Annotated in this window: 33 protein-coding genes and 1 pseudogene; 32 read left to right on the forward strand and 2 right to left on the reverse strand. The window is 55.7% G+C overall.

Going from position 1 to position 21,420, the window contains the following annotated elements:
- The first annotated feature begins 42 nt into the window (after positions 1–42).
- From HZS54_RS12025 to HZS54_RS12130, 23 genes are all read left to right on the forward strand, one after another.
- Positions 43–2,025 (forward strand): hypothetical protein, encoded by a 1,983-nt coding sequence (locus HZS54_RS12025; protein WP_179922762.1) that lies wholly within the window; start codon positions 43–45, stop codon positions 2,023–2,025.
- A 14-nt stretch (positions 2,026–2,039) separates the two neighbouring features.
- Positions 2,040–2,351, forward strand: a complete 312-nt coding sequence (locus HZS54_RS12030; RefSeq protein ID WP_179922763.1) for a hypothetical protein — start codon at positions 2,040–2,042, stop codon at positions 2,349–2,351.
- A 425-nt stretch (positions 2,352–2,776) separates the two neighbouring features.
- Complete coding sequence (locus HZS54_RS12035) at positions 2,777–3,457, forward strand: hypothetical protein (RefSeq protein ID WP_179922764.1); 681 nt, start codon at positions 2,777–2,779, stop codon at positions 3,455–3,457.
- Positions 3,458–3,616: 159 nt separating this feature from the next.
- Positions 3,617–4,174, forward strand: coding sequence for a response regulator (locus HZS54_RS12040; protein ID WP_179922765.1), 558 nt, complete (start codon positions 3,617–3,619; stop codon positions 4,172–4,174).
- A gap of 890 nt (positions 4,175–5,064) precedes the next feature.
- On the forward strand, positions 5,065–5,385 hold the full coding sequence (locus HZS54_RS12045; protein WP_179922766.1) for a hypothetical protein: 321 nt from the start codon (positions 5,065–5,067) through the stop codon (positions 5,383–5,385).
- Between the two features lie 710 nt (positions 5,386–6,095).
- Positions 6,096–6,224, forward strand: coding sequence for a hypothetical protein (locus tag HZS54_RS26470; RefSeq protein ID WP_281377750.1), 129 nt, complete (start codon positions 6,096–6,098; stop codon positions 6,222–6,224).
- A 9-nt stretch (positions 6,225–6,233) separates the two neighbouring features.
- Positions 6,234–6,494: a hypothetical protein gene (locus HZS54_RS12050; protein ID WP_179922767.1), complete on the forward strand. Its 261-nt coding sequence runs from the start codon at positions 6,234–6,236 to the stop codon at positions 6,492–6,494.
- Between the two features lie 24 nt (positions 6,495–6,518).
- Positions 6,519–6,830: a hypothetical protein gene (locus HZS54_RS12055; RefSeq protein ID WP_179922768.1), complete on the forward strand. Its 312-nt coding sequence runs from the start codon at positions 6,519–6,521 to the stop codon at positions 6,828–6,830.
- Positions 6,831–6,832: 2 nt separating this feature from the next.
- On the forward strand, positions 6,833–7,555 hold the full coding sequence (locus tag HZS54_RS12060) for a hypothetical protein (RefSeq protein ID WP_179922769.1): 723 nt from the start codon (positions 6,833–6,835) through the stop codon (positions 7,553–7,555).
- Positions 7,556–7,569: 14 nt separating this feature from the next.
- Entirely contained in the window at positions 7,570–7,857 is a 288-nt protein-coding gene (locus HZS54_RS12065) for a hypothetical protein (protein ID WP_179922770.1), read from the forward strand.
- Between the two features lie 38 nt (positions 7,858–7,895).
- Entirely contained in the window at positions 7,896–8,324 is a 429-nt protein-coding gene (locus HZS54_RS12070; RefSeq protein WP_179922771.1) for a hypothetical protein, read from the forward strand.
- A gap of 2 nt (positions 8,325–8,326) precedes the next feature.
- Positions 8,327–8,611, forward strand: coding sequence for a hypothetical protein (locus tag HZS54_RS12075; RefSeq protein WP_179922772.1), 285 nt, complete (start codon positions 8,327–8,329; stop codon positions 8,609–8,611).
- Complete coding sequence (locus HZS54_RS12080; protein WP_179922773.1) at positions 8,604–9,005, forward strand: hypothetical protein; 402 nt, start codon at positions 8,604–8,606, stop codon at positions 9,003–9,005. Before HZS54_RS12075 ends, HZS54_RS12080 begins: the two co-directional genes overlap by 8 nt.
- A gap of 131 nt (positions 9,006–9,136) precedes the next feature.
- Positions 9,137–10,174, forward strand: coding sequence for a replication factor A (locus HZS54_RS12085; RefSeq protein WP_179922774.1), 1,038 nt, complete (start codon positions 9,137–9,139; stop codon positions 10,172–10,174).
- A 52-nt stretch (positions 10,175–10,226) separates the two neighbouring features.
- Entirely contained in the window at positions 10,227–10,913 is a 687-nt protein-coding gene (locus HZS54_RS12090) for a hypothetical protein (protein ID WP_179922775.1), read from the forward strand.
- Positions 10,914–10,999: 86 nt separating this feature from the next.
- Entirely contained in the window at positions 11,000–11,248 is a 249-nt protein-coding gene (locus tag HZS54_RS12095; RefSeq protein ID WP_179922776.1) for a hypothetical protein, read from the forward strand.
- Between the two features lie 387 nt (positions 11,249–11,635).
- Positions 11,636–11,842: a hypothetical protein gene (locus HZS54_RS12100; RefSeq protein WP_179922777.1), complete on the forward strand. Its 207-nt coding sequence runs from the start codon at positions 11,636–11,638 to the stop codon at positions 11,840–11,842.
- A gap of 8 nt (positions 11,843–11,850) precedes the next feature.
- Positions 11,851–12,345 (forward strand): hypothetical protein, encoded by a 495-nt coding sequence (locus HZS54_RS12105; protein ID WP_179922778.1) that lies wholly within the window; start codon positions 11,851–11,853, stop codon positions 12,343–12,345.
- Between the two features lie 57 nt (positions 12,346–12,402).
- On the forward strand, positions 12,403–13,671 hold the full coding sequence (locus tag HZS54_RS12110; RefSeq protein WP_179922779.1) for a hypothetical protein: 1,269 nt from the start codon (positions 12,403–12,405) through the stop codon (positions 13,669–13,671).
- Positions 13,672–13,732: 61 nt separating this feature from the next.
- Complete coding sequence (locus HZS54_RS12115; protein ID WP_179922780.1) at positions 13,733–14,023, forward strand: hypothetical protein; 291 nt, start codon at positions 13,733–13,735, stop codon at positions 14,021–14,023.
- A 54-nt stretch (positions 14,024–14,077) separates the two neighbouring features.
- Entirely contained in the window at positions 14,078–14,287 is a 210-nt protein-coding gene (locus HZS54_RS12120) for a hypothetical protein (protein WP_179922781.1), read from the forward strand.
- 2 nt (positions 14,288–14,289) lie between these two features.
- Complete coding sequence (locus HZS54_RS12125) at positions 14,290–14,694, forward strand: hypothetical protein (RefSeq protein WP_179922782.1); 405 nt, start codon at positions 14,290–14,292, stop codon at positions 14,692–14,694.
- Positions 14,695–14,696: 2 nt separating this feature from the next.
- Positions 14,697–15,044, forward strand: a complete 348-nt coding sequence (locus HZS54_RS12130) for a hypothetical protein (RefSeq protein WP_179922783.1) — start codon at positions 14,697–14,699, stop codon at positions 15,042–15,044.
- A gap of 96 nt (positions 15,045–15,140) precedes the next feature.
- Here the strand turns inward: HZS54_RS12130 and HZS54_RS12135 are convergent, their stop codons facing one another.
- Positions 15,141–15,308 (reverse strand): DUF1931 family protein, encoded by a 168-nt coding sequence (locus tag HZS54_RS12135; protein ID WP_179922784.1) that lies wholly within the window; start codon positions 15,306–15,308, stop codon positions 15,141–15,143.
- Positions 15,309–15,587: 279 nt separating this feature from the next.
- Here HZS54_RS12135 and HZS54_RS26710 point away from each other — a divergent pair.
- From HZS54_RS26710 to HZS54_RS12175, 9 genes and pseudogenes are all read left to right on the forward strand, one after another.
- Positions 15,588–15,797: pseudogene (locus tag HZS54_RS26710) on the forward strand (TFIIB-type zinc ribbon-containing protein); the annotation flags it as partial.
- A 147-nt stretch (positions 15,798–15,944) separates the two neighbouring features.
- Positions 15,945–16,637: a transcription initiation factor IIB gene (locus HZS54_RS12140; RefSeq protein ID WP_246391926.1), complete on the forward strand. Its 693-nt coding sequence runs from the start codon at positions 15,945–15,947 to the stop codon at positions 16,635–16,637.
- A 125-nt stretch (positions 16,638–16,762) separates the two neighbouring features.
- A complete protein-coding gene (locus tag HZS54_RS12145) occupies positions 16,763–17,086 on the forward strand; it encodes a hypothetical protein (protein WP_179922786.1) in 324 nt (107 codons plus the stop codon).
- Between the two features lie 442 nt (positions 17,087–17,528).
- Positions 17,529–18,203, forward strand: a complete 675-nt coding sequence (locus HZS54_RS12150) for a hypothetical protein (protein ID WP_179922787.1) — start codon at positions 17,529–17,531, stop codon at positions 18,201–18,203.
- Positions 18,196–18,633, forward strand: coding sequence for a hypothetical protein (locus HZS54_RS12155; protein ID WP_179922788.1), 438 nt, complete (start codon positions 18,196–18,198; stop codon positions 18,631–18,633). Before HZS54_RS12150 ends, HZS54_RS12155 begins: the two co-directional genes overlap by 8 nt.
- Before the next feature lie 3 nt (positions 18,634–18,636).
- Positions 18,637–18,981: a hypothetical protein gene (locus HZS54_RS26295; protein ID WP_246391927.1), complete on the forward strand. Its 345-nt coding sequence runs from the start codon at positions 18,637–18,639 to the stop codon at positions 18,979–18,981.
- Positions 18,982–19,007: 26 nt separating this feature from the next.
- Positions 19,008–19,277, forward strand: coding sequence for a hypothetical protein (locus HZS54_RS12165; RefSeq protein ID WP_179922789.1), 270 nt, complete (start codon positions 19,008–19,010; stop codon positions 19,275–19,277).
- 66 nt (positions 19,278–19,343) lie between these two features.
- Complete coding sequence (locus HZS54_RS12170; protein WP_179922790.1) at positions 19,344–19,529, forward strand: hypothetical protein; 186 nt, start codon at positions 19,344–19,346, stop codon at positions 19,527–19,529.
- Positions 19,530–19,618: 89 nt separating this feature from the next.
- Positions 19,619–20,368: a hypothetical protein gene (locus HZS54_RS12175; protein ID WP_179922791.1), complete on the forward strand. Its 750-nt coding sequence runs from the start codon at positions 19,619–19,621 to the stop codon at positions 20,366–20,368.
- A gap of 280 nt (positions 20,369–20,648) precedes the next feature.
- On the opposite strand, the gene HZS54_RS12180 is transcribed toward HZS54_RS12175, so the two are convergent.
- On the reverse strand, positions 20,649–21,332 hold the full coding sequence (locus HZS54_RS12180; RefSeq protein WP_179922792.1) for a S26 family signal peptidase: 684 nt from the start codon (positions 21,330–21,332) through the stop codon (positions 20,649–20,651).
- Between the last annotated feature and the right edge of the window lie 88 nt (positions 21,333–21,420).

The raw sequence follows: 21,420 nt of genomic DNA on the forward strand, positions 1-21,420 counted from the left end.
GGGGTGATTTTTGACACCCGATTGGAGTGGAAGTTATTGAGTATGAGCCCCGAGCCACGCTACGGAGAAGATATCCCAGATGACATCATGGATGTCGTCCGGGATGTCCGTCTCTCCCAAATCCAAGAGCACCTGGACCTCGACGTCGACGGGCTACCAGCGGACCCCAATTCGTCTGCTGCTCCCGTGGAGAATAGTGCGCTTCGACCGCTCGATGAGCATCGGCACGAAAACGCCTACCGGCTCGCAGAGGCACTCGACGAGGAAGGGTACGAGCCGTACATCGTCTGGGGGGTGACAACTGCGATTCGAGACAAACGGCTCCACAACCTCTCCATCGCGAAGTTGGATCGGATGTCGAACCGGACGCATTTCTGGGTCGAACTGAAACCCGACAGGTTCAACGAACCGATTGTCGCCGATATCTGCGCTCGGATCGACGGTCACCATAACACTGCCTACGTGAGTACGGACGAACCCATCCGATACCAGCGGATGGCTGAAGACCCGTCATACCTAGAGTTCGCCCCGGCCCTCTCACCTGACAACATCAACACGGAAACGGGCTACGAGAAGCTTCGGGAGGCCCACCCTGATCTGTTCGCTGAGCACCCGTGGCGGGATAGTTTGGCTGACTTTTCGGACATACCGCACGATGAGATGGAGTCCCGGCACATTACGGAGATCATCGAGCGTCTAGATGGAATCCGTACTGAAGACGACCTGAAGGACGCCATCTGGCGCGGCCGAAATGCTGTCTACGATGCTCTCGATGGGGCGCAAATAACAACGCTCGCGAAGGTGCTGGACTGGAACGACTACGAGTTCCCCCAGAAGAACGAAGACTCTATCAGGCAACATTCGATGGTTCTCGAAGTGGTAGACAACACGGAGCTGGCAATACTCGGTCCTGACGGATGTGTCTACCAACTTGGCGATGTCGTCCGATTCGAGACGACACGATCGCGGCGTGGTTGGGGTTCGTCAACATCTTCGGATACGGTCACTCGCGAGAACCAGATCGACTATCTCTCCGAGAACCACATCTCCATCTCCCGGCACCCGACATACAGCAACGTACCGAGAGATTCACCGTCAGCAACCCCAGGCGACACAGACATCGAACTCGTGGAGCGCAGCGACCTTTCGGCGTACCGCGAGCGGCTCACCGAAGGAACCGATATCGAAATCCCGGAATCGGTGAACGGATGGGAGCTCGTCGACAAGGACACTCGCGAAGATGACCCCGAGGACACACTTCTCCCCAGCGGCTTCGTCACAACGATGCAGTGGTCGAACGGTGAGAACACGTACGTCACTGCCAAATGGCGGGGTTCGTACCAGTGCTGGCGGCTTTCAGTGCCAGTTGAGGGGATGCTCACTGAGGAGAACGTCGATGAGTACATGTACGAAATCGACGTCCCCCAGCAGGTCGTCACGACCGAGTCGATCCTCGAACTAGCCACAGAAGCGATGGAAACGATGAACCCCGACGACTTTCAGGACCCATACGACCTTCGAGACCCCAGTTCTGCAGACAAACCGAGTGACATGCGGGCAGGGTTCGTCCCAGTTTCATTCCCCGAGGAGATCGGGGACTGGCAGCTGACCGAGCGAGACAAGTACTCGTTAGTCTGGAAGAACGTGAACGAGGGGTCGGCCTGGGAAGCCTTCACCGTGAAGATCGACAGCCACGGTGGAGTCGTCGTGAAGAACGTGCCCGACGACGAGATTCACGACCGCCGGCTCATCAAGAAATACTTCCCGAGCGGTGACCCTCATCCAGAGAACGTCGAGACAGAAGACTACGCTTGGCGACGGCGAGAGATGTTCGACGATAACTGGTACTACGGAGTTAGTTTCCTCGTCCAGACCAGCAAACAGGCCATCGACGAAGCAGAGATGGGCAGACTCAACGAACAGACGCCCGATGATGTCGAGGTCGGGTCATTCGACCACGAACTTTCAACTAACCCGGTCCAATCGATGGATCGAGACAACGGAACGCTCCTCGCATACACATAGCCACAGTGAACACAATGTCACAAGCAAACGAAACCCAGCAGACAGACCTTGAAGCCGCCGCTGACGGAGACCACAAAGATGCGGTAGTCGAACTGAACAACGACAACGGGACCGTCCTTCGAGAGGGCGACGTCCTAGCGAACACGAGAACAGACGAGAAGCTGATCGTTCTCGGGTTCAACGAAGAAATCGAGAGCATCGAATACTACTCGAACCACGAGCAAGAAGAAGGCCTTCATGAGCCGAGGTTCATCCCATCGTGCTTCGACGCCATCTTCCGCACTGTCGACAACAGGACGGAGATCATCGAGCTTTCTCCATCGTAACAATGGCGCAAGAGAACCTCACGGCGTTCGATGCGGGGGTTTCAGACCCTGATCCAGTAGCATGGTCGTACGAAGTCAAACGAACAGTCGGAGAGGGGGGCCGCAAGGTGAGTGGCTGGTCTCGCCATCTCCAGCGTGAGGAACCGGACCCGGACAGCTGGAAGAAAACGGAATCGGAATACTACCATCTACGAAATATCGTTCCGCTCCGTCAGAGTCGCGAAGTGACTCCCGACAACACACTTGGTTACGAATTCGAGTACGAGAACAGTGATAGCGGGGTCAGTACCGGGTTATCGAAAACTGATCCTCGCGGCCCAGAGTCAGATTCTCTAATCGAATGTACGCCGCTTGTGCCAATGAACGACGAGTAGCAGGCCTTCTGCCCCCCTAAACTAATACAGTCGAAGTTTGTAGTGGGTAGTATGGGACAGCGAGAGAGAGAGCTAGGCTTCAGTCTATCCCAAGACTTCGACAACAATGAACCTGATAAGACACCAGGGGTAAAGCAATTCACTGAGTGCGAGTGCGAAAAGCCGATCGTCAAACCGATCAGCTACGTCCTCCCAGATCACCGCTTCATCAGTTTACTCCTATGTAAAGCGTGCAACGGGCTGGAGCGGTACTCTATTACAGAGCTCCCGAATGGCGAGGACACTGACGATGAAGAGCTTAACACGATCGATTCCTTGATGGAGGATATCGACGCCCTCGAACAAGAAAACGAACGACTCGAGCAAAAACTCAGACGGCAAAGTCGGAGAATCCGAATTAGTCAGAATCCGCAGTTTTCTGATGGCGAACAAGCCGTAACCCCCCCAGAGGGAATCATAGAGGAAGGCACCGAAACCGGCGAAAAACAAAAACAAGAACAAGAGCGAGAACGCCAGAGCACACCTCTACAGTTTAATACTTCGAGAGTATCGAAAACCGGGAAGAAGGTACTGGTTGCGAGCCTCATCTTAGGTGTAGGTGTCATCGGAACTACTATCCTAAGGACGACACCGCTTTCCAGTTTAGCAATTATTCTAGGCATCCTCCTAATTGTCCTTCCTGTATTCTTCCTCACCGACGGTGAAATCCCGCAAAATCACAAAGAGACATAAACTTCTTTGACTGAATTTTTAAAACCATTATCGGTTATCCACATTCGTTAGTATCAGTACAACTATCAATGAAATAACTGCACGAGTGGGAAACATAGCAAAAGTTATGCTCCCCACTAGAGAACGATTGGCTAGAACAAATGCGAGGTAAAACGACCAATGAGTAAACAACAGTTCGATACTGGTCCACACGCTCCTTCTGATATACTCATAATAGAGGACGAACGAGATACAGCCACCCTCTACCAAAACTATCTCGAGGATCAATATTCCACCACCCTCGCAACAAGCGGCGAGCAAGCATTAGAAGAGCTCAACCCCCGAATCGACCTGATTTTACTCGACCTCAACTTACCTCGGATGAACGGAAAAAAGGTCATCGAAGCGATTGAAGAAGATGAGGTTGAACATACTGAGCCTCGGATTATCATCCTCACCACACGAGATCCAACGCCTGAGATTTTGGACTACCCGGTTGACAAATACAAAATGAAACCTATATATAGAGACGATTTACAGAGTCTTATCCACGATATCGCATTACAGAATGAGTTTCAGAACCTCTCGAACACTCTTTTTCAGAAACGGTCAAAACGGAATTCTCTCAACCAAGCGGGAAAGACAGATACCGAGACTTACAGAGAACTTCTCAACTCCATCGATGAAATTGAATCGAAACTCACAGAACTATACGAGCAAATTGCAGCTGGCGACTAACCCTCTACTGCTTTCCATCCGGTAGTTTTTGACGCCCGAATTGAAGGTGAAGGGTTAGATTATGGGTTCAGCAAACGATACAGCTGTAGATGCCAGTACGAGCGGGACCTCACCAACATCCACAGCGTCAGGAACCGAAGAACTTGCATCACGATTGGAAGAAGCCGGGTACGAAACCACGTTTCAACCGGGAGGGGTCGCACCCAGTGCCATCAGGTCTGGATCAGTAGCATTCATCGAGCTACACGTCACTCAAAAAGAGGCCCAAGAAATCGAAGACCTCATCGAAGAGATCGGCCCAACAGTCCCCCATCGAACGATCGGCCCAAACGACACAGAAGCACTCCCTGATTGGCCGAACATTTCAGAAACGGACAACAACGAAAGCAAACGGCCACTATATATCATCCCATCTCACTACTCTCCCCCTTCCCCCGAGCAAAAGGCCCAGCACAGAGCGTCTTCTCTCTAATTCTGATTTCAAACAGCCGTCTATAAAGTTGGATTGGAACGCTCTTACTTTGTCTCAAACCACCACAACACCACCCTTACCAATAGCCATACCTTTATTATTCTCAAAAATAGAATTAGTTGTAGATGGGAAGTGAGCAGCCCCAGTTGAGCAGTCCGTACATACGGGAGGGAACCGTTCCCGAAGTGTGCCCATCTACAGGGTGTGGTAGGTCTCTTCAGGTGGAAGACACAGCCGAAACGACAACCGAAGGTATCGCATTCCGACTAAAGTGCCCCGAGTGCGGAACTCTATTCGACCAAGCATGTCCTGAATGCGGTTCCAAAGACATCCAGATGGTCGACGGAGTTGAGGAGTGTCTCCGGTGTGGAGAAATCCTCCAGCTCGGCCAACCCCCCACAAACAAAAGCACGTAATCATGAGTCAGTCAAACCCCGAATCTGCCAACAACGGCAACAGCGGACCCGCTGTTCAATACGACTACGAACTCAGCTGTACCGGCATGAACCGCGAGACGGTTCTCGAAATCGAAGACATCGTCAGGGAATCGGGTATCCGAGAAGACAGATTCGCTTTCACGCACGTCGAAGAGTCGGACCCCACCGGCCCCCTGATCAGAATCAAGGGCCTTGAACGAGACGTTGCAGAGACCGTCATCACCAATCTCCGTGAGAATGGGCTCTCGGAGATCTTCAACGATACCCTCACTCTCGTTATCCTTCCGCCGAACCCTGAGTGAACCTGCACGAGACGGTCACTGTACGCAAGTTCTCTGCCAATCTCACAGACAGGTGGTGATTCTGTCGTTTTTACACCCCAAGCGACCTGGAGGGTTAAGATGGTTAGCAGAGCCAGACAGCGCCGACCCCAAGTACAGACCATCGACGAATTAGTTGCTCGGTACGACAGCCTACTCAAACAGGTGGAGAAAGTGAACGGTCGGCTTTTCTCGAAAAAGGCACTTCGGGAAGAGATGGCTGAAGTCCAACGTGAAATCCTCTCCCGGCAACGAAAACGAAATCAGCGAGATCTCAACTGCGGCCGTGAATGGGATACGATGTGCAATACGCCGCTACCACCTTATGTGATCCGTGGCGTCAAATCAACAGTGGACCTGGACTCGGTACGGTAGTTGAAGCAGGGAGCGTAATCGGGAGGTGGTTGTTTTTGTCCTCCGAGGTGGGGTGGAGAGTTACTATGGGAGGTTACCCAGACGGGACAAGTGCTGGTGACCCACGAGCGCCGTGGAACGAACCGCCCGCGCCTGAGTGTCGGGACTGTGAGGAAACGATCACGCGAGCAGTTGACCACAAACCGGGCTGCTCGAACGAAGGGATGGGTCCACGTGAACTCTACTCCCAACGAGAAAAAGACGCGGAGATCGAACAAGCTGAGCGGCGGATGGAAGAACAGCGGCTCCAAGACGCGCTCGATAACTAACCAGCACTGATGTCTACACAGTACGACGACGGCGAACAGCGCGACTGCCTCGACTGTCACGGGACACTCGAGTTCGACGCTGATGATGGATCGTGGCACCACATCGACGGCGGCAACAGCTGTTCGCGATATCGGTAACACGTACAGATGCACTACGGAGATACACTCAAACTCCTCGCGACGAACGGCGACGAAAACCGGCGCTTCCTGTTCACGCGATCAGCTGGTGCAACCAGTAGCGGGTACAAACTCTACGGGTACGACCCTGACGAGAACGCTCGCAACTTCTTGGAGGACTTCGGGATCGGCGGAAACCCAAACCACCAACAGGAGATCGAAGAGGCGAGACGTCGGATTCAGTTCTACGTCGGCGAAGACTGGGAGATCGAAGCCGCACAGACAGCCTGACGACGCAATCCTACAACACGAACTATGCCAAAACGAGTTGAACCCGGCCACTACAAAGTCGGCCGGATCGAGCAGAAGCGCAATGGCCCACGACCCCGAAAATGCGGAGACTTTGGGGTCATCAAGGGCGAAAACATCGAAGAAAACGGTCACCTGGAGTGGTCCCACATCTGCGAGGGGATCATCAAGACTTCGCGGTGGTGCGCGTACCGTATCGGCCCCGGAGACAACGGAACAGGGACTCGAACGGACCTCCTCAAGGCCTTCGACTCGAAGAGCGATGCCGTCGACTGGCTCCAGAGTCGGTACGGCAACAAGTTCGACACGGAGTACTGACGATGTCAGAGCATCCAAAAGACTGGGATTCTGCTCCTATCCGAGCTGAAAACATCGCCGACCAGCCTGACGAAGCTCGTGGGTGGATAAACACCGAAACCGGAGAGGTCGTTATCCGGCAGCCTCTCCACCGAGAAGACGAGAACCTCCCCGCGTTCGGGGTGTACTTCTACCTCGAAGTCTCGAAGTCCACGGGTCTCGGAACGAACCGGTCACTCCTCTTCCGTGATGACGAACCCGAGCAGGCCGACGAGCGCGTCCACAAATGGCTGGAAGACGCGGAGACACCAACAGATCCTGACCGGTTCGACACCGCTCTCGACCCGATCGCGATCCGACGTGAAGAGCTCTCGCACGTCGCTTCGCTGGAGGACTGGGCGCACCTCACCGGTGCGGAATACTACCTCAGCGAAAAAATCGGCACTCGAAAGCAATCAAGCGGGCCGGTTGCGATCTTCAACGGGAGTAGCCGCCGGGGGGAAGGGGCATACGTCGCCCTCGCAGAGGAAAACGGACCTCGCGGTCGGAAGTTCGCTTCGGTCGGATACCAACCCAGTGGGTACTACACGACTGACCAGAGCCTTTCGAGGGCTCCCTTTGAGGTCGAATCTCCGAGCGTAGAGTTCGACCACGACACGATCCGTATCAGTGGGGCAGACGGGTCAACTGCAATTACGATCACCGCACAGACCGACAATCCGAGCCACAGCTTAGACGACAACTGATCGACTCACGAACCATGACCGGCGATTTCATCCACGACCCTGAAGGCATCGTACTGTTCGCAGAACCAACCGACGTCGAAGTCTGCTCAGGCGCAGCCAGTTCCACAGCAACCATTCGCGTCCTCCCGTTCTCTGCGCGCCGAGACGGTGGAGTGTTCTGGGCCGGCCCCGACACCTACCACGTCCCAGAAGACGCCGACTACATCATCATCGAGGACCTGAGCCCAGCCGAAGACGACATCGAGATCAGTGGGGAGGGAGATGAGCCGGTCTCACTATCCAGCCTGATGGCGAGCGGGTAGATGGTCGTTTCTATACTCCGAAGGGAGTGAGAGAGGAAATGCAAGGAGAAGCAACAGCGGACACGGCAGCTGGAGAAGAGCCCTCAGAGGACTCCAAGGAACACGACCTGGTGAAGGTCTGGGCGAACCTCGATCGTGACTACGAAGGCGTCAAGCTCACGATGTACGAGCAGTACGACGACGGAGAGGTCGTCGTCCGTGATGAGACGTGGTGGACCTGGGCCGAATTCACCGGGATGACCGACGACGAACTGAACATCTCGGAAACGGGACTCACGCAGATGAACGCGATCCGGCAGGAGAACATCCTCACTGCCGACAACATCCTCGACGTCGTCTTGGAGACGGACCTCACGTTCGCAAACTTCGGCAAACTAAAAGGCGACATCGGCGGTGAACCGGTCTACGACGAGGTGGAGATCCCGTCCGAAGAAGAGGCCCAAGCAGAACTCGCGGAGGCGATATAAACATGTCCGACGACGATCAACCAATCAACTTCGAGCACATCCTGGAATCGGTCGAGATGGCGATGGAGTGCCACGACGAGATTCCCGATGGCGCTGTCAGCGAGATCCGCCACACTGTCGAGGAAGCGGTCGCGAACAATGAAGACTACCTAATGTGGCGTGAGGACTACGAGGAGTTCATGGGTATCCTCGACGGTATCCTCGATGGCGTCTACGACAACGGCTACAGCGAGCAGGTCAGTCAACTGGACGACCTCCGAGAGAAGATGGAGCCGAAAGATGACTGACAAACCTTCCACCGAAACCCTCCCGTTCGAGGTCGCTGGTGTGGAGGGAGGCGAAGACATTCTCGAACTGACCTACCGGAACGAGATCGGGAACAGCGTGACGCGACGTACGTACCGACACGCCGGCGACAGCGTTCACGAGACCGATGAGGAGTGGATGTTCAACTATCGAACCGGCGAGTGGGAGCGCGTACACCAGTTCACCCGTGAGTACGACCTCGACGACGACGGTGACACGCTCGTCGGGGACGGGTCCGGCTGGGATGGAGCTGGCCGCTCGTGGAGAGACTGGTTCAAAGCTCGGCACTTCAAGCGGCTCGAAATCCGCTATCAGCACGATACGATCCCTGACGCCGAAACCGGCCAGACGACTCGGTCTACTGCTGTAGCGTGACCTACACCGCAGGGGGTAGGTGAGGCTGGTAGTTGAGTGTGGTTTTTAGGCCCCGGTTGGGGTGGAGGAGAAGGAGAGTAGCCGTCGCGGTGAAGCAGTTCTGTCCTCCAAAGAGCAGTCGATTCCAAAATATGACTACTGACGTAGCAAGTACTGCATCCGGTATCGTGGAACAGTTCAGCGATCACGCCGACATCGATCAGGACGAGGTCGAATCAGACCTCAAAGAGCTCGTCGGCGAGTTCAAGGTGCCTCTGGACGAGGCCGAGCGCACCGTTCGAAACAACCTGATGGACGAACACGGCATCGAACAGGGTGCCGTGACGCAGAGCGGTGCGGCCCCCGACAGCGAGGACCTCTCGGACGACGAGTTCAGTCCGACGCCTGTCGAGGACATCAACGAAGCAGACGAGTGGCACGACCTCCTCGTCGACGTGATCGAACTGTGGGACCCGTCCCACCCCGACATGGCCCAAGTCGGGCTCATCGGCGACGACACGGACATCATCAAGTTCGTGATCTGGGAGAACGATGGCGAAGTGCCGGTCGAACTCCTCGAAGAAGGCGAGACCTACGAGATCAACAACGTCGTCAGCGACGAGTACAACGGTCGGTACTCGGTGAAGCTCAACTCCAGTACGAGCATCACGCAGGTCGAAGGGCAGGCGGCAGACGGCCGCAGCGACAACGTGGTCGTGGACGGCGTCCTCGTCGCCGTGAAGAGTGGCTCGGGGCTCATCAAGCGATGTCCCGACGAAGACTGTACGCGCGTTCTCCAGAACGGCCGCTGTTCCGAACACGGCGAAGTGGAAGGCGAATTCGACCTCCGAATCAAGGCCGTCGTCGACAACGGCGCGGTCGCACAGAACGTCGTGTTCGACCAGGAGGCTACCGAAGACGTGGCCGACATCGAACTGGAAGAGGCGAAACAGATGGCGATGGACGCCCTCGACACGGGCGTCGTCGCTCAGGAGATCTCCAACAAGGTCCTCGGCCAGTACTTCAAGATCGAGGGACCGGAGCTCGGGCAGAACGTCCTCGTAGAGAACGCGACGGCGACCAACAGCGTGGACGACGACCAGATCCAGAGCCTGCAGGATCGCCTCCAGGCGGAGATGGCAGAAACGAGCGCCGGCAACGACAGCCAGCAGGCCGACGCCGCCGCGTGAGCATCGCGTTCAACCAGTCTACCAACCTCAACTACAAGAGAGACATCAATCCATGAGCCAGAGCAATCAGTCCCGACCGCAGCGTAAAGAAGCCGTTCGTGTCTTCGCACCGGAGTTCAACGAGGCCGAAATCGAGTTCAAGGACCCCGATGAGATCGAAGAGCAGGGCGAGGAGCGTGCCGCGAACTACGTGCTGCTTCCGACCGGGGGCCGTGCGAACCGCGTACTGATGTGCGGGTCGCTGACCGAGACAACGGAAGTGTCCGAGAAAATCATCCGCGCCCGACTCGTCGACGAGACGGGTGAGAACTTCTTCGTCTACGCCGGGCAGCAGTACAACCAAGACGAGTACGGCCAGCTGAAGCGACTCGACGCCCCGGAGCACCTGATGATCATCGGGAAGCCGAGTACCTACACGACGGACGAGGGTGACACCTACGTCTCGATCGACCCTGAAGAGGTCATCATCACCGACCAGGGGACGCGAGAGCGGTGGGCCGCAGAGACCGCTGACCAGACGCTCGACCGGATCGAAGCGTTCGAGGCGGGCAACGCCCCGTATCAAGAAGAGGCAGGAGCCCACTACGACTACGACCTCTCAGAGCTTCGTGCTCACATCGAGAACGTCGTGGCCGAACTCGCCGGGGACAACGAAGACGCTGAGGCCGACAATGAGGAAAGCGAAGCCGAGCCCGAACCCGAAGAAGGCGACATCGACCCCGAAGCGGCAGCGGCGTAGCAACAGAACCTTACCAAGCCGTTCCAACAGCACCATCCAAACGACTTGGTAAGGGCGAAGAAGACAGAACTGCAGCACACACTCACATGACGCTCATTGACTACGAAGAAATCGGCAAGTTCGACTACTACAGGAGGCTCATCGAAGAACTCGATCTCGAGTCCGAATTCGAGAACGTGTTCGACGAGTCGCTAGAAGAGTTCGAACTGGAAATCAGTGAATCGCGAGTCATCAGTCAAGTCCTCGACGAGGCCCCCGACGACTACATCCTCCTCGTGAACGAACGAAGTCCGGCCTACCGACTCCTGCAGCTACCCGAAGCAGAGCAGGATTAATTAGGCAAGCACCACAAGACGCAGTCACCGGTGCGCTTGGGCTGTTCCAAGCTCGGCATCACTTCAGGTTCGAGGCCTGGTACCGGCATCAGTCGTCCCCTAAGCCAGGGGGACGGCAAGGCCGCAAAGGTCAGTTCACACCCCTGCTCCCGAGTGTGAACCTGCGACCGAAGTTGGCCGCACCCCACTCCCGATCCATCGCGAGGCACCCCGTCACGCCCTCAGCTTTTCTCTGAGGGTGTGACTCCGAAACCCCCTCTACCACCCCCTTTCCGTCCAGTTTCAGTACGAACTTGGTTCAGCATAACCTCGTGTTCGGACGGTAAACCTTGTTCACAGCAAGAAGAGGGGGGGGGTGTTTGTACCGCTCGTTGTGGGTGAGAGCCTATGAGTATGAGAGACCCTGAAGCGGTTGCACACGCACGGGAGAGTGCCGAGTGGGGCGAGTTCGAGGTCGTTATCGAGAAAGACGGCGAAGAGATGGGCAGACTTGACGAGACATTCAGTAACGACTTCGACGCAACGCGAGCAGCGAAGAACGCACGCATCCCAGATGTCGGAATCGACGCGACGGTCGTAGACATCGAATCCTGAACAAAACGATGGAAGATCAGTTCCGCGAACTGTTACATACACACCCGTCGTGTCCGTTCTGCGGACATCCCGTCGACGTAGCGGCGCTTTCCGGTCTGAACTGTTCCGTCTGCCGGCCCTGCTACGAAGCAATCACCTTCTGGACGCCGTCGTACGCGAAAATCTTCACCGACGATGGTGTTTTCGAGATCTGGGATTACATCCCGGTCGCTGAAACGTGGCAGGAAGCAAATTGTGCGAACGCTATCTTCCTCGACCCACAACCAGATGTTAGAGCTCTCAACGAGGAGACTCGCCAAATGCTGGTCGCGTTCACAGAAAATCGGTACCAGGAGGTGTTTGAGCGTGCCCACCGCAACAAGGTAAACGAGGAGATCCTAACGCTTCAGGTCCCTAAACCGATCATCGTGACGGGGAACTGGATTTACGCAAAAGACGTAGAGAGCGTGAAGCAGTCCGGCCAAGAACAGCGTACCCAAGCAACCCTTTCAGAGTCCGTATAGTCGAGACCGCTGAAGTGAACGGAGACGGTGGTTTTTGACTCGCGATTAGAGTGAGATATGTTCGAGTGTCCACGCTGTGGAGAGACTGGAAACTGGGTAGAGCTCTCGCCGGTTGCCGGGAAACCCTATTACCTGTACGATGACGGTCCGCCAGACATCTACGGGTACGACCCGCGAGAACTGTGCCACGGCTGCTACACACAGCTGGCTGACAACATCGTCCTTGGGAGCGACATCAGTTTCTCGTTCTACTACTCGGCAGCATCGTACACGTCCCGATCAGTTCTGGAGGCCCACGAGGAAGACAACGTCCTTGTGAGTTATCGTACCCAAGAAAATGGCCGTATCGGAACCGAATCCAGTCATTTCGTCGACTGCGGTGGCGACCCCCAAGCGTTCGGCACGTTCGAAGAAGCAGAGTACCCGAGTAGTCACAGCGAGTATCTCGACTACATCGAGGACCAGACAGTAAGCCGAAATGACCGGTGGGCGCTCCGGGACTACCCGTGTGCTGACGCGATACTGGGGAAGTTCGATGCAACTGTCGAAGAATTCCAAGCGAAGACCCGTGACGCCCACCGCGAACTCCTCGATGAGGCAGCTGTGCGTGGGATCAAAGCACAACCGGTATCGATCCTGCAAGGACAGACCATCAAGGAATACCTGGACCATGCGGTCGAACTTCGGGAACACGGCGTGCTAACCGACCTCGTCGCGATCGGCGGAATCGCGATCTACGGGCCGGAGCGCCAGCAAGAACTCATTCTCTCTCTGCGTGAGTTCCTTCCAGAGCGACACCGCATTCACGGGCTCGGTGTAAACCTCGCTACGCTTGAACGGCCGGGCGTCCTCAATGCGTTAGCGTCTGCTGATTCAGGGAACTGGTTCAATCGAGATGCGTACGCAAACCGGAGTGCCGAGTGGGGCTGGGAGACGAAGAACCGGGTGAACTTCGATACGGTCACGTACCAGTATCTCGACCACCGGCGGCGGAAGAACGAACTCTTGGCCGAGCACTACTGGGAAGGGGAGTTGACCCCAGAGCAGGAGACCAGAGACATCGCGACGTCGACGTCGGCCGAACAATCACAGCAGCAGCTGACGATGGTACAAGCACCCGACGGGGGCCAGAATCGCGGGGCCAAAAGCGACAACGTCGACGGAGAGAAGCAATCCGACGAGAGTATCGACCGGAGCTACATGGACCTACTCGAGGTATCAACGCGAGAGACGCTCCGGCAGTTCGGCCAGCAGGCCAATACGGACGAGCCCCAAGAAAAGAACCGGCCCCAGCCAACGCAGGCAGATCTTGAGAGTTACAGTTGAACGGTCAGGGACCGGGGTAGCAAGAGGGAAATACTAACCGGCATCCATCATAAAGCAAGATATGGTCGATATCACGTCCATTTCCGTTCTGGTCGTTGGGGTCTTGATTGGAGCGACTTTAGCGGGGATCATCGCCCACACGATGAACTACGTCGCAGCGGTCGATGACGGACACCACTGGGCGATACTCTTCGGGTACGTGTTAGTACTCACCGTCGGCATGACCATTGAATATGGTCACCCCGTCATCGTTGCGATAACGTCATTCCTCGGCATCTTCGTTATCGCCGGTCGGATCTTCGACCGGATCAAGAAGAGACTACCACACGAAATTACGATACGCCAGGAGTAGTTGTTCTCCTTTTTATATCCCGGTTGGAGGTGGAAGAAGTTCAACTGAGAGTCCATGTTAGACCCGATAGCAGTCTTTGAGCTCACCGAGGAGAACAGCGTGGAAAACGCCGACAACCAGAAGGAAAACGTCTCACGGATCGCAGTATGGGACTGGTACGAGCGGTCCCCTGATGGTGAATCGTCACTGTACGAACTCCACAGCAATGCCGGCGAGTACTACGTGGACACAGACGACGTCAACGACATCATCGAACTCAACTAGCGATGTCACAGAGTCCATCAAGAAGCCGTTCTGAGGGCCAGCCAGAAGCAGGCAGTGGTGGCCCAGACACGTACTTCGAGGATAGCACCGAGGAGTGGACACAACTCGAAGAACAGCGAGAGGAACTGGCGGTGCGCCAGGAGGCGCTCCGGCGACTCGACAAACGAGTTGCGAAAATCGACCGGGACATCGGAAGCGCGTCCATCGAGATCAACGACAACAGCATCATCCACGTTCAGACATCCACGCCGGACATGTGTGACGAGGTGAAACAGCTCGTCCACGGCTACAGTTGGCCGAGAAAGTCGGACATCGGATATGACACCTGTTCCCAGTGCGTCACGTGGTCACTCAAGACCGACATCGACTCGCTCGTTGAGGACTATCAGCAACAGATCGCAGAGTAACCATGCACCTACAGCTTAAACACGACGACGGCACTCGAACAGCCTACTTCGGCATCAGCGACTTCGATGCCGGAGACAATGAAACCCGGCTCGCGTTCCACTCCGATGTGGGACTCGACTCCGACCGCATGTTCCGCACAGAAGAGGGAGCAGTCGTCACCGGAATCAGCGAATCAGGCTACAACAAGGAAGGCGCATTCGAAACCATCGGCGATCTCGCAATCCAGGACGAGACAACTGTAGTGGTCGCTATCACTGACCGGTATCCGTGGGTCGAGAAGGCAGTACGGATGCTGGAACAGGACGAGGACTTCGACGGCGACCTCGAGATCATCGAGAAAGACGAGTGACTCAACCGTCCCTCACACAGACAGCACTCAGAGCCCCTATCTCGTCAGGAAGGTCGTTAACTGGAGGGCCGATGCGCCTGTACGGATGTGACCTGCTTAGAGGTCGCGCGGCTGGACTGTCTTGCGATCGTTCGCTTCGGCGCGTTCGGCAGCGTCTTCGAGAAGTTCCTCAACTTCGCTGTCGAGGGCGTCGTAGAAGTCGCTTGCCACGTTCTGGTCGTCGAGCTTTTCCTTGACCGCTGCCTTCACAATCAGGTCTGACATCGCACTCGGTTCTTAAAGAGCATCGGTAATAAAACTTCCTGAAATCGGACGGTACCAGCCCCACAAGCAGCAAATGACTCCAGCCATACACCCGTCATTAGTATATAAAAGCCAGTCAGCATCCAGTCCACACATCAGAACAAGCGACCAGACAAGACCGGATTCTTGTGGTTCTCGTGACTCTGGGGTTGTTTTTACCCGTCATAGTGGTTGAGACATCGAATTAGAGGGGTTCTCAGAGAAGAGTTCCACAGATGCGCGTTCGAGTCTTCTATACCTATGGCTCCAACTGAAAGTACGAACGTTACGCAGCGAAGTCGCCCAGTACAGCACAATACCGAATCTACCACAGAGACAGAACCCACGTCTTCGGAAACTCAGTGTTCTGAATGCGGGGGGCGGCTTATCCAGGACACGTCAACCCAGGAGCTACACTGCGAAGACTGCGGTGTCGTCGCAGAGGGCACAAATATTGACCACGGCCCCGAATGGCGCAACTTCGATGACGAGTCGGACCGATCGCGAGTAGGAGCGCCCCTCACCGAAACCCGACACGACCGAGGCCTCTCAACAGATATCGGATGGGACGACCGCGACGGATACGGGAACCCACTTTCGTCAAAGCAAAAGCAAAAGATGCGCCGGCTCCGCAAGTGGAACAGCCGGTTCAAGGCGAAAGACCACAAGGAACGCGACCTGCGGAACGCTACTACCGAAATCCTACGGATGAACTCCGCGCTGGGCCTTCCTGACTCTGTGAGTGAGACTGCAGCAGTCATCTATCGCCAAGCCAGCAACGAGGACCTCATCAAGGGGTACGCGATCGAAGCGATGGCATCCGCAGCACTCTACATCAGTGCCCGACTCGAAGGTATCCCCCGAACGTTTGAGGAAGTGGAATCGGTCTCCCGTATCGAAATTGACCGGACTCGCCGAGCACAAACGCGGCTCCGCCGAGAACTCGGTATCAAGATCGAACCAGCGAACCCGAGCGAGTATATCCCGCGATACAGCTCGAAGCTGGATGTGGACCGAGAGATACGGAACGAAGCCAAACGGCTCTCCCAGCACTTCATGGAAAGCCAGCACGCTTCGGGACACGACCCGAGCAACGTCGCAGCGGCCGCCATCTACACGGCCAGCCTCCAGTTCGACCAAGATCTCGCCCAGACCGCAATCGCTGATGCCTGTCAGACCAGCGCCGTGACCATCCGCAAGACAACGAAGCTGCTTATCGACGCCGACCCTGGAACCGATCTTGGCTTCGAGGAAATCGAGGATCTCAATTCGACGAAGATAGCGACGAGGCTTCAGCAGGTTCGAGACTGACCTTACCAAGTCGTTAGAACGGACTGATGGAAATTACTTGGTAAGGGACAATCCAGAAGCACAACGCCGAGGCCTGAGTGTATTTTCTAACTCCCAGAAGGGTGAAGGAGTTAAGAAAAAGAATCATGAAGGAGATCATTGCCAATGAGCCGGACGGCCCAGGGAAGTGCCCGGCGTGCCGGCAAGAGGCAGGGAAGTTGTACCGCTTCGAGGACGAAGACGAAGACACAGCAGCCTGCGGAAGCTGCTTCTTCGAGACCATCCTCGAAATGGACCTCGACATCGCCGACGAACATGAGGTCGTGGTCAACAAGATCGTCACCGAACTGGTAGACAACGCGCTGGCAGAACTCTCATCGGGGGAACTCTACCAGTTGGAGGACACACTCCATTCCATCAACGACCAGATCCCTGAGAGCAACGCAACATCCACCCCAATAGACGCATGACCGGCGAAACCAACACAGATACCGTCAACACCGAGACGTTACTAGAGGCAGCCGGCATCCCACAACACGCTTCGATCCACGACCTAGGGTGGGACGAAGACAGCAACCTCGAGATCGAGTGGTCGGTAGAGGAATAGAAAGGATGCTCTCGCAATCGGGTTCCGGCAGCGAAGCCGTTCCCGCCGACAAGCGAAGAATCACGAGCACGGCGACGTACAACGGGAAGCGTTTTCACCTACATCAGGTGGTCGCGTCGGTCCCAGTCGGTAACCGAAACCACAACGAGTGGATCGTCGTCGGATTGGAGAACGGGCTGGAGTTAGCAACCCCCGGACTTCAACCGTGAGTTGCAGTACCCACCGGGTGAAATCCCCAATAGTATCGAACCCCGGTACGCGGAAACTGGCGAACCGATCTTCGGCTACTAAACGACAAAGCACGCATGGATAGCGACATCCTTCAAACCATCAAGGACGCCGGTGAGAAACCGGCCCATCAGCTTCAACGGCAGCACAGAATCGGACAAGTCCGTCCCGATGAGGACTTCGATACCGCACTCGAGGAGGTTCAACATCACCTTCTAGAGATTCTCAAGCTCACTGGAACTGAAATCTTCGACGACGAAGCCCAGTGGCACACGTACCAGAACGTCATCGCAGCACTTCTCCTCACCGACCGTGAACAGGGCGACGACGAATCGCGGTCGCTCAAAGAACACGGAATCGAAAAAGTCGCTCCGGGGAACTACAACCCGCTGGGCGAACTTGATGAACTGGATGACCCAACGGTTGAACAGCTCGCAGATCGCTACAAGGCTGAAGAGGTCATCGACGGCGACTGGCAAGAGAATCCGTCGATGAGCCTTCAACAGGCGCTGGGTGGGGCACTTCTGAACCTCACGATGGGGCGGTTCCCGGCGCAAAGGACGGTAGAGCTTCACCTCGTCAGAGCGATGATCTTCGTCGACAAGCACTACACGGTGGAGACAATCCTCGAAGTGAACGAAGTGACGAGATCTTACACTGGACGACACGGCGAGGATGTCGAGTACGACACAGAGGAGATGGCGTTCAAACAGCGTCGGGACATCGACCCAGGGATCTTCAACAATGTCTGAGGCCGAAACCCGAGTCAGCGACTTGAGTGGTGTCCTTCACACGTGGCTAGACCACGACACTGAGAACCTGCAGTTCGAGCTCCCCAGCGGGAAGATGGCCTCGAACCTGCTCATCACGGAGGAAGAAGCCGTCTTCCGAGCGTCAGAAGAATTCGGCGAAGGGTTCATCCCGTACGCTGATTCGCCTGACGAGCATCGGGACTACCTCGAATCGGAGGACGTGGCCGAGACCGACGGGGCCGTCGAGTACGTTCTCGAACACGGGTCGATAGAACTGCCACGGGTCATCTACTTCGAGCAGCGGGTGGAATTCAGCGAACCGATCACAGCAACAGACCCAGCTACCATCGCCGAGCGACTCCAAGAGGAGTTGAACGCGATCTCGAAGATCGACAAAGAAGTCGAAGTCACCGCACCTGCATCCCTCTAAACCATGTCAGCAACAGAATCCACGGAACAGAAGAGTCTCGTGACCGCAAGCAAAGACGAAGTGGTCGAAGCACTTCCCGGCGAAGAGAGCGAGATCGAATCCGGGGAGGCCGTCCTCGAATTCACCGGGCAAGCCTGGATCGACGAACGGGCACGAGACGTCGACGGAAAAGAAACGACCTACGCCATCCCGCTCTCCGACCTACGGAAGAACGGAGAGTGGGCACTCGACGAGACGCCGTTCCGCCACTTCGTGTGTGATTCACTACACACTCACGAGAACGCCCCCGAGTGGGTTCAGGAATGGAGCGGCCCCTTCGAGCTACAGGTCAAGCACTGCGAGCAGTAACCAAACGACTCAACAGAATTCAACCTATGGACGGCGATACACTTCCCCTCGACGAAGACGAAGAGCACTACGGATACGGCATCCTCAACGTCCACCGCAATCAGTTCGTGTCTCCCCTCGGAGGCGCTGACAACGGGGACGAAAGCGATGTCTTCAGCGACGAAGAGAACCTACTGGAGTTCTACGAGGAGCTGGCCGAAGAACAGGATTCGGTAAGCCACCTACGGATCGTCCAGGTTCGACTCGACAACGACCTGGACCAAACAGCAGCCGAATCAGTCAGCGACGACGAATAGTACTGGATTCACTCACACCAGTACGCGGTTTCAGGTTTTTGTACTCCGAACGGGAGTAGAGAGGTTATGATAGTCACAGTTGAATACAGCGACGGAGAGGTCACTGACCCGCTTGAGGACGTGACCGATTTGGACAGGGACGATGACAACAACCTGGTCGCCACGTTTGGCGATGGGTCGAGATCCACCTTTATCGACGGTTCGGTGAAAAAGGCGGTAGACGACGAAGAGACCCACAAAATCCACAATTAGGGGGACACGGATGCCCAATACTACAACATCGTTGGTCAGTAACGCGATCAAACAGCGGAAGAAGCGGTAATCCACAGATTCAGAAAACGATGACCAGTGACACTGCCCAAACGGACACGACTCTCGAACAGTTCGAGCTCGCTGGGAAACCAACCGATATCAGCGAGGTGGAAGAAACTGCCGATGCAGACGTCGTAGAGGCGTTCAACCAGATCAAGCGGTTCAAGAGCCAAGTTCAACTCAACGGCCGCGATCGAGCGTTACTGGTTGGACGATCCACTGGACGGAACCCTTCAGGATATCGGCTGTATCACCGCCCTGAAGCAGAAGGCGTGGCTGGGTTCGCGGGAACACTTCTACACAAGCGCAGTTTCCAGAGGGACAGAGACGACGAGCATACTGTCGCATTCAATCCCGCTGGCTCGGAGCCCAGCGAGGAAACGATAGTAGAACCTATTCGCAGACTCAACACCGAGGAACACACCAGAACTGAACGTCTGGACGGTGTTCTCAACGAAATTCGAACTGCGCTTACCGACAGCGACTGGATCGAAAATGGGCGAGCCGACACCAGCTATGGCGAATGGATTCAAGCAGTAAACGAACTCGCTGACTTCATCAACGATCTCGAAGACCGCCCGGAGCAATTCCCGACGAGAGCAGTGATGGAGTCGAAGATCATGCACGGGATCGCACGGTATCCACTGAATGCGGAGGACCTCCTTGCACAGACCTCCGACTGCCTCCGAGAAAACTTAGACGGCGGGTTGTTCGAGGCAAGCCCAGAAGCGTTCAGGACGCTCCTTCTACGGTACGCCGAACAGAAGGGCGTCAAGTAAGATCCTACTCCCGTGAGTTAGGACAGTGACCGGTACGCAACAGGAGATCACAGATGAGTCAGTAGAAGATGGTAGCCAGACTGCGTCACAATGGGAAACACATCTTAAACACGGACATATTAATCATGAGACGCGGTTCTGGGAACTAAGCAACTGTAGCACCGAGATAAGCATCGATCGGTGGGAACGCCTTCTGACCAGCTGGACGACAAACTGGTTGATGGTTATTGATCACCATCACAAATGGGACGATCTGGACTACTCCGAAAGCTAGAGAGGTTCACGCGAAGATAACGCGGAGCCAACCAACGTGAGGCACTTTGGCCTCAACAACACCGTTAACCCATTTTGGCTTAATAGGTGCCTGACCGATCTGAGCTTGGTCATAGTAGTTGTTGTTGTCCCCTTTCGTGATGTACCCAGCGTGGGGAGCAGGACAACTATCGATATGGCTACAAGATTCCGCGTCCAATAGGTACTCTTCGTCAGCACGTTTCACCCAGTTCTCGCCCTCCTCGACATAGAACATTGGCCGGTGTATGATCTCTACACCACCAGCGTTCGGGTTCTCGAACATAATCACCGTTCCATAATCGCCGAAGGAGGTGTAGTTCTCCTCCATCCCGACCTCACGGGTGACGATCCCGTGCTGATCAGCTGCGGCCGGCTGGAAACGATCAGTATCGCTGAAGACGACCGCGTCACCGACACCAATAGTTGGGGCCATACTCCCACTGGAGACAGCACCCATTGGGGGCCAGATGCCGAGAATCAACGTCGCCAAGACGATGATGCCAACAACGATAGCCGCACCAATAAACAGGTCTCTTGTCCACAGGTACCACTGTTTACCGATCCATTTGACCGGGGTGAGTGCTAACCCGATAGTCGAACTCTCACCGTCAGCAGACTCAGGAAGGTCGCTATCAGCAGTATCTTCTGACGGCTCTTCCTCGGACGCCATTACCAGCCATTAGAGAGTATCCACGTAAGAAGGTTCGGGGACTTCTATCAGGTTGACGCATAACTCACACTCGTTGGGGAGATGGTGG

Source organism: Halosimplex pelagicum (assembly GCF_013415905.1).
Taxonomy (GTDB): Archaea; Halobacteriota; Halobacteria; order Halobacteriales; family Haloarculaceae; genus Halosimplex; species Halosimplex pelagicum.